Genomic DNA, 6530 nt, shown 5'->3' with positions numbered 1-6530 from the left:
CGGCACGGCCCGCGCCGCGGCCCCCACGGCCGCCTCGATCTCGCGCGTCATGGCCGCGATCCGCGCCTCGGGCGCCAGCGTGTAGGAGGGCATCGCCACCGCCCAGCCCCGCGCCAGCACGCCGGCGGCCAGATGCGACCAGCTGCCCTTGTCGAAGGCCTTCCAGAAGCCGCCATGCACGAAGACCACCGCGCCCTGCGCCTCGCCCGCGGGGCGAAACAGGTCGAACCGCTGGCGCGCGCCTGTCCCATAGGCGATCTCCTCGGGCGGATGGCTCTCGCGAAACGCCGCCGCGGCCTCGGCCCAGCGCGCGGGATAGTCCATGCCGCCGGGGATGTGGCTGGCGTTGGCATAGGCCGCATCGATCGCGGCACGGCTGTCTGTCATGTCTTCCCTCCCTGTGATGCCCGCTGTTCGGGGGCTGGACCCGCCCTACCCTCGCGGTCAAGGATGCGCCCGAACACCTGGAGGAGAAGTCATGCTCGACGACCGTACCGACATCAAGTCACTGCTCAGCCGCCCCGATCTCATCCGCGACAAGGCCTTTCTCGGCGGAGCGTGGGTTTCGGCCGAGGACGGCAAGACCTTCGAGGTCACCAACCCCGCGCGCGGCGACGTTCTGGCCCAGGTGGCCGATCTGTCGCGCCAGGAGGTCGCCCACGCCATCGACATCGCCCGCAAGGCGCAGAAGCCCTGGGCCGCGAAGACCGGCAAGGAGCGCGCGAAGGTCTTGCGCCGCTGGTTCGACCTGCTGATGGAAAACCAGGAAGATCTTGCCATCCTGATGACCGCCGAGCAGGGCAAGCCGCTGCACGAAAGCCGGGGCGAGGTGGCCTACGGCGCGAGCTTCATCGAATGGTTCGGCGAGGAGGCCAAGCGCGTTTACGGCGAGACCATCCCGGGCCACATGCCCGACAAGCGGATCACCGTGATCAAGCAGCCGATCGGCGTCGCCGCCGGGATCACGCCGTGGAACTTCCCCAATGCGATGATCGCCCGCAAGGTGGCGCCGGCGCTGGCGGCGGGCTGCTCCTTCGTGATCCGCCCCGCCTCGCAGACGCCGCTCTCGGCGCTGGCGATGGCGGTGCTGGCCGAGGAGGCCGGCGTGCCCGAGGGCGTGTTCTCGGTGGTCACCTCCTCCTCGGCCTCGGAGATCGGCAAGGAATTCTGCGAGAACCCGGTCGTGCGCAAGCTGACCTTCACCGGCTCGACCGAGGTGGGCCGCATCCTGCTGCGCCAGGCCGCCGACCAGGTGATGAAATGCTCGATGGAGCTTGGCGGCAACGCGCCCTTCATCGTGTTCGACGACGCCGATCTCGAGGCCGCGGTCGAGGGCGCGATCCAGTGCAAGTTCCGCAATAACGGCCAGACCTGCGTCTGCGCCAACCGGATCTACGTGCAAAAGGGCGTCTATGACGAATTCGCCAAACGCCTGAAGGCGGCGGTGGAAAAGCTGCATGTCGGCGATGGTCTCTCGGACGGCACCGATCTCGGACCGCTGATCGAACCTTCGGCGATCGAGAAGGTGCAGGACCACCTGAAGGACGCGCTCGACCAGGGTGCCACGCTGCTCACGGGCGGCGAGGCGCATGATCTGGGCGGGCAGTTCTTCAAGCCCACCGTCGTCACCGGCGCGAAACAGGGCATGAAGGTCGCGCATGAAGAGACCTTCGGCCCCTTCGCGCCGCTCTTCGCCTTCGAGGACGAGGGCGAGGTGATCGAGCTGGCCAATGACACGATCTTCGGCCTCGCCTCGTATTTCTACGCCAAGGATCTGAGCCGCGTGACCAAGGTAGCCGAGGCGCTGGAATACGGCATCGTCGGCATCAACACCGGCATCATCTCGACCGAGGTCGCGCCCTTCGGCGGGGTCAAGCAGTCGGGGCTGGGCCGCGAGGGATCGCGCCATGGAATCGAGGATTACCTGGAGATGAAATACATCTGCGCTTCGGTCTGACGCCTGGATGGGGGCGGCCTGCGTGCGGCCCCCGCCTTGCGCATTCGACCCCCGAATGCGCCTTGGAGAGCGGTCTTCGGAGGCTTTCCTCCGCAGCACCGCAACCATGTCGCGCCATTGTCGCAATTCGCGCCTAGAACAGGGCGGACGTCCGGTGCAGCCCCGTGGCGTCGGCCGTGACGAGTGATGATTTTGGGTGTGGCGCGGAGGCTCGCGCGGCCTCCGCGTTCGCGCCACGATGTTTGGAGCGCCCCTTCAGGGCAGCTCCGCCGCCGGGATGATCGGAAAGAACACCCCGCCCGAGCGCACGCCGAACCAGTCCGCGCCCGCGTGCGGCGCGGTCTCGCCCAGCTCGACCAGCCGGTAGAAGCTCTTGCGATCGATCAGCGCCTCCAGCCCCGAGCGGATCTCGACATAGGGCGCGGGCTCGCCGGTCCTTGCGTCTCGCACCACCCGGATCGGATGATCCGGCCCCGCCAGCGCCGTCTCGCCGAGATTGGTGGTGAACAGCAGATCGTCGCCCTCGCGCGCCACGTCGACCGCGACGAAGGGCGCGTCGTCGACGGTGATGCCGACCTTTTCCACCGGGGTGACAAGGAAATGCCTGTCGCCCTCGCGCTTGAGGATGCTGGCGAAGAGCTTGACCATTCGCTCCCGCCCGATCGGCGTGCCCTCGTGGAACCATGTCCCGTCACGGGCGATGCGCATGTCGAGATCGCCGCAGAACGGCGGATCCCACAGATGCACCGGCGCGGGCCCGCGCCCGCCCGCCCGGCTGGCCGCCGATGCGAGGCTTTCCGCCGAAGGGGCGCCGTTTCCTTCACCGTTCTTTGTGTTTGCCATCGGGAGCCGCCACGGTATCTGCTGGAACTGCAATCTAGACTAGAACGGGAAGGCTGTCATGCCAGAGCAGATGAGCGACGCCGATCTCCTTGCCGGGATCGACAGCCTCGGCGACCGCCTCGCGCAGGCCCGCGACAGCGTGGCGCGGCGCTTCGTCGGCCAGGAACGGGTGGTCGAGCTGTCGCTCTCGGCGCTTCTGTGCGGCGGTCACGCGCTGCTGGTCGGCCTGCCCGGCCTGGGCAAGACCCGTCTCGTCGATGCGCTCTCGACGGTGATGGGCCTCGCGGAAAGCCGGATCCAGTTCACCCCCGATCTGATGCCCGCCGACATCCTGGGCAGTGAAGTGCTGGAAACCGCCGCCGACGGCACTCGCGCCTTCCGCTTCATCGAAGGTCCCGTCTTCTGCCAGCTCCTGATGGCTGACGAGATCAACCGCGCCTCCCCCCGCACGCAGTCGGCGCTGCTGCAGGCGATGCAGGAGCGCGAGGTGACCATCGCGGGCCAGCACCGCCCGCTGGGCCGCCCGTTCCACGTGCTGGCGACGCAGAACCCGCTGGAGCAGGAGGGCACCTATCCGCTGCCCGAGGCGCAGCTCGACCGTTTCCTGTTTCAGATCGACGTGCCCTATCCGACTCGCGACACGGAGCGCGAGATCCTGCTGGCCACGACCGGCATTGAGGAGGCCGAGGCCGAGGCGGTGTTCACCGCGGACGAGCTGCTCGATGCCCAGCGCCTCCTGCGCCGGATGCCGGTGGGCGAGGGCGTGATGGAACTCATTCTCGATCTGGTGCGCGCCTGCCGCCCCGATAGCCCCGAGGCGCTGCCCGAGCTGCGCCAGTCGGTGAGCTGGGGGCCGGGGCCGCGCGCGGCGCAGGCCTTGATGCTCGCGGTGCGGGCCGAGGCGCTGCTCGATGGCCGCCTCGCGCCGGGGCCGCAGGACGTGGCCCGCCTCGCCGTGCCGGTGCTGGAGCACCGCATGGCGCTGGGCTTTGCCGCCCGCGCGCGGGGCGAGAGCCTGCCCGCGCTGATCGAGGAGGTGGCCGCGCGGGTGACGCGCACCGAGGCGGCGGCGTGATCGCAAGCTCCGCCCCCGACACCACCCCCCTCGGCCTGCGCGGTCGCGCCGAAGACCTCGCCGCCCCGCTGCCGCCGCTGCTGGCCGAGGCCGAGCATCTCGCCCAGACCGTGCTGATGGGCGAGCATGGCCGCAGGCGCGCGGGCGCGGGCAGCAATTTCTGGCAATACCGCGCCGCCCAGCCGCATGACACGGCGCGGGCCATCGACTGGCGCCGCTCGGGCCGCGCCGATCAGGCCTTCGTGCAGGAAAAGGAATGGCAGATCGCGCAAAGCGTGGCGCTTTGGGTCGATGACGGGGCCTCCATGGGCTTTGCCTCGACGCGCAATCTGCCCCCCAAGGCCGACCGCGCACGGCTCATCGCCCTGGCGCTCGCCGTGCTGCTCGACCGTGGCGGCGAACGGGTCGGGCTGACCGATGCGCGGCTGCCGCCGCGCCGGGGGCGTGGGCAGCTGGCGCGGCTGGCGCAGATCCTGTCACAAGAGCGCGATGAGGATCACGGTGCGCCCGAGTCGCGCAGCCTCGCGCCGCAAAGCCGCGCCGTGCTGATCTCGGATTTCCTCGGCCCCGTCGAGCCGGTCGAGGCGATGCTGACGGCGGCGGCCGATCGCGGCGTGCGCGGCGCGCTCATGCAGGTGCTCGACCCCGCCGAGGAGGCGTTTCCTTATGACGGGCGCACCATCTTCGAGAGCATGTCCGGCGCGCTGCGCCACGAGACGCTGAAGGCGGGCGAGCTGAAGGACCGCTATCTCGAACGCCTCGCCGCGCGCCGCGCGCATCTGGCGTCCCTCGCCCATGCCACCGGTTGGCAGTTTTCGACCCATCGCACCTCCCAAAGCGCCGCCTCGGCGCTGCTGTGGCTCCATGCCGCGCTGGAGCGCCGCTGATGTGGAGCCTCGGCCCGGTCGGTTTTCTCTCGCCCTGGCTGCTGGCCGGGCTGGTGCTGCTGCCGGTGCTGTGGCTGATCCTGCGCGCGGTGCCGCCCGCGCCGCTGCGCCGCCGCTTTCCCGGCGTGGCGCTGCTTCTGGGGCTCGACGACCGCGAGAGCCAGTCGGACCGCACGCCATGGTGGCTTTTGCTGCTGCGCATCCTCGCCGTCGCGGCGGCCATCCTCGGCTTCGCCGGCCCGGTGCTGAACCCGGCCGAGCGGCCCGCCCCCGGCGCGGGGCCGCTCTTGATCCTTGCCGACGGCACATGGGCCGATGCGCGCGACTGGCCCGCCCGTATGACACGGATCGAGGCGCTTTTGGGCGAGGCGCGGCGCGCGGGCCGTCCCGCCGCCGCCGCCGTGCTGACCGACCTGCCCGATGAGATCCGCTTCGATCCCGCCGAGGCGGTGCTGACCACCCTGCCCGGCCTTTCGCCGCGGCCATGGCAGCCTGATGCGGCGGCGCTGGCCGACTGGGCCGGGTCTCTCGAAGGCCGGTTCGAGACGGTCTGGCTGTCGGACGGCCTTGCCCGCGACAGCCGCGTGCCCCTGCTCGAGGCGCTGGAGGCCCATGGCCCGGTGCGGGTGATCCAGACGCCGCGCCGCATCCTCGCGCTGCGCCCGCCGCGGCTCGACGGCGCGCAGATCGCGCTGGAGGCTCTGCGCACCCCCACGGGCGGCGCAGCGCAGGCCACCGTCGCCGCGCATGGCCTCGATCCCGCCGGCATCGAACGCCGCCTCGCCACCGCGACGCTCGACTTCGCGCCGGGCGAGGCCACGGCCTCCGCCGCGCTGGCGCTGCCGCCAGAACTGCGCAACCGCGTCACCCGATTCGAGATCGAGGGCGCGCGCTCCGCCGCCGCCGTGGCGCTGGGCGATGATGCGCTGCGGCGGCGCGAGGTGGGCCTCGTCGAAAGCCGCGAGGCGCGCGAGGCGACCGAGCTGATGTCGCCGCTGCATTACCTGCGGGTGGCGCTGGAGACACAGGCCGATCTCGTCTCGGGCGATCTGCCCGCGCTGATCCCCGCCAAGCCGGACGTGATCGTGCTGGCCGATGCGGGCAGCCTGCCCCCTTCCGAGGCCGAGGCGCTGCAGGCCTGGGTCGAGGAGGGCGGGCTGCTCCTGCGCTTTGCCGGGCCGCGCCTCGCGGCCTCCGAGGCCGTCCGCGACGGGGGCGACCCCCTGATGCCGGTGCGGCTGCGCGCCGCGGCCCGCTCGGTCGGTGGCACGATGAGCTGGGGCGAGCCCAAGACCATCGCGCCCTTCGACGCCGACAGCCCCTTCTTCGGCCTGCCGGTGCCGGATGACGTCACCGTGCGCGCGCAGGTCGTGGCCCAGCCCGGCCCCGATCTCGCCGAGCGGGTCATCGCGCAGCTCTCCGACGGCACGCCGCTTGTCACCCGCAAGGCGCTGGGCGAAGGACAGGTCGTGCTGGTCCATGTCACCGCCAATGCCGAATGGTCCTCGCTGCCGCTCTCGGGGCTTTTCGTCTCGATGCTTGAGCGGCTCGCCATCTCGGCGCGCGGCGGCGCCGATGCCGCGGCCGATCTCGCGGGCACGACATGGCAGCCGGTCGAGGTGATGGACGCCGAAGGCCGCCTGACCGAGACCGACACCCGCGCCGCCGTCGCGGGCGAGGCGCTGGCCGCGGGCGCGCTGGGGCCTGACCTGCCGCCGGGGCTCTATGCGGGCGAAGCGGGGCGCTTCGCGCTCAACGTCACCCGCGC

General features: G+C 71.2%; 6 protein-coding genes. 4 read left to right on the top strand and 2 right to left on the bottom strand.

Annotation, left to right across the window (positions count from 1 at the left end):
- Nucleotides 1–387: alpha/beta hydrolase (locus NHG85_RS19515; RefSeq protein ID WP_370363067.1), on the bottom strand; the 387-nt coding region annotated here is incomplete at its 3' end.
- A gap of 91 nt (nucleotides 388–478) precedes the next feature.
- Between NHG85_RS19515 and NHG85_RS19510 the strand changes: the two genes are divergently transcribed.
- Nucleotides 479–1957, top strand: coding sequence for an NAD-dependent succinate-semialdehyde dehydrogenase (locus NHG85_RS19510; protein WP_253335407.1), 1479 nt, complete (start codon nucleotides 479–481; stop codon nucleotides 1955–1957).
- A gap of 255 nt (nucleotides 1958–2212) precedes the next feature.
- Here NHG85_RS19510 and NHG85_RS19505 read toward each other — a convergent pair whose 3' ends face one another.
- Nucleotides 2213–2800 (bottom strand): DUF1285 domain-containing protein, encoded by a 588-nt coding sequence (locus tag NHG85_RS19505; protein WP_253335406.1) that lies wholly within the window; start codon nucleotides 2798–2800, stop codon nucleotides 2213–2215.
- A 70-nt stretch (nucleotides 2801–2870) separates the two neighbouring features.
- On the opposite strand from NHG85_RS19505, the gene NHG85_RS19500 reads away from it, so the two are divergent.
- The 3 genes from NHG85_RS19500 to NHG85_RS19490 all read left to right on the top strand — a co-directional run.
- Nucleotides 2871–3875: an AAA family ATPase gene (locus tag NHG85_RS19500; RefSeq protein ID WP_253335405.1), complete on the top strand. Its 1005-nt coding sequence runs from the start codon at nucleotides 2871–2873 to the stop codon at nucleotides 3873–3875.
- A complete protein-coding gene (locus NHG85_RS19495; RefSeq protein ID WP_253335404.1) occupies nucleotides 3872–4762 on the top strand; it encodes a DUF58 domain-containing protein in 891 nt (296 codons plus the stop codon). The genes NHG85_RS19500 and NHG85_RS19495 overlap by 4 nt, the downstream gene beginning before the upstream one ends.
- Nucleotides 4762–6530 (top strand): BatA domain-containing protein (locus NHG85_RS19490; protein WP_253335403.1); only part of this gene is annotated, 1769 nt, incomplete at its 3' end. The genes NHG85_RS19495 and NHG85_RS19490, both read left to right, overlap by 1 nt.

Origin of the sequence: Limimaricola litoreus (assembly GCF_024159025.1) — a bacterium.
In the GTDB taxonomy this organism is placed as follows: domain Bacteria; phylum Pseudomonadota; class Alphaproteobacteria; order Rhodobacterales; family Rhodobacteraceae; genus Limimaricola; species Limimaricola litoreus.
This window is presented reverse-complemented; position numbering and strand designations above follow the sequence as displayed.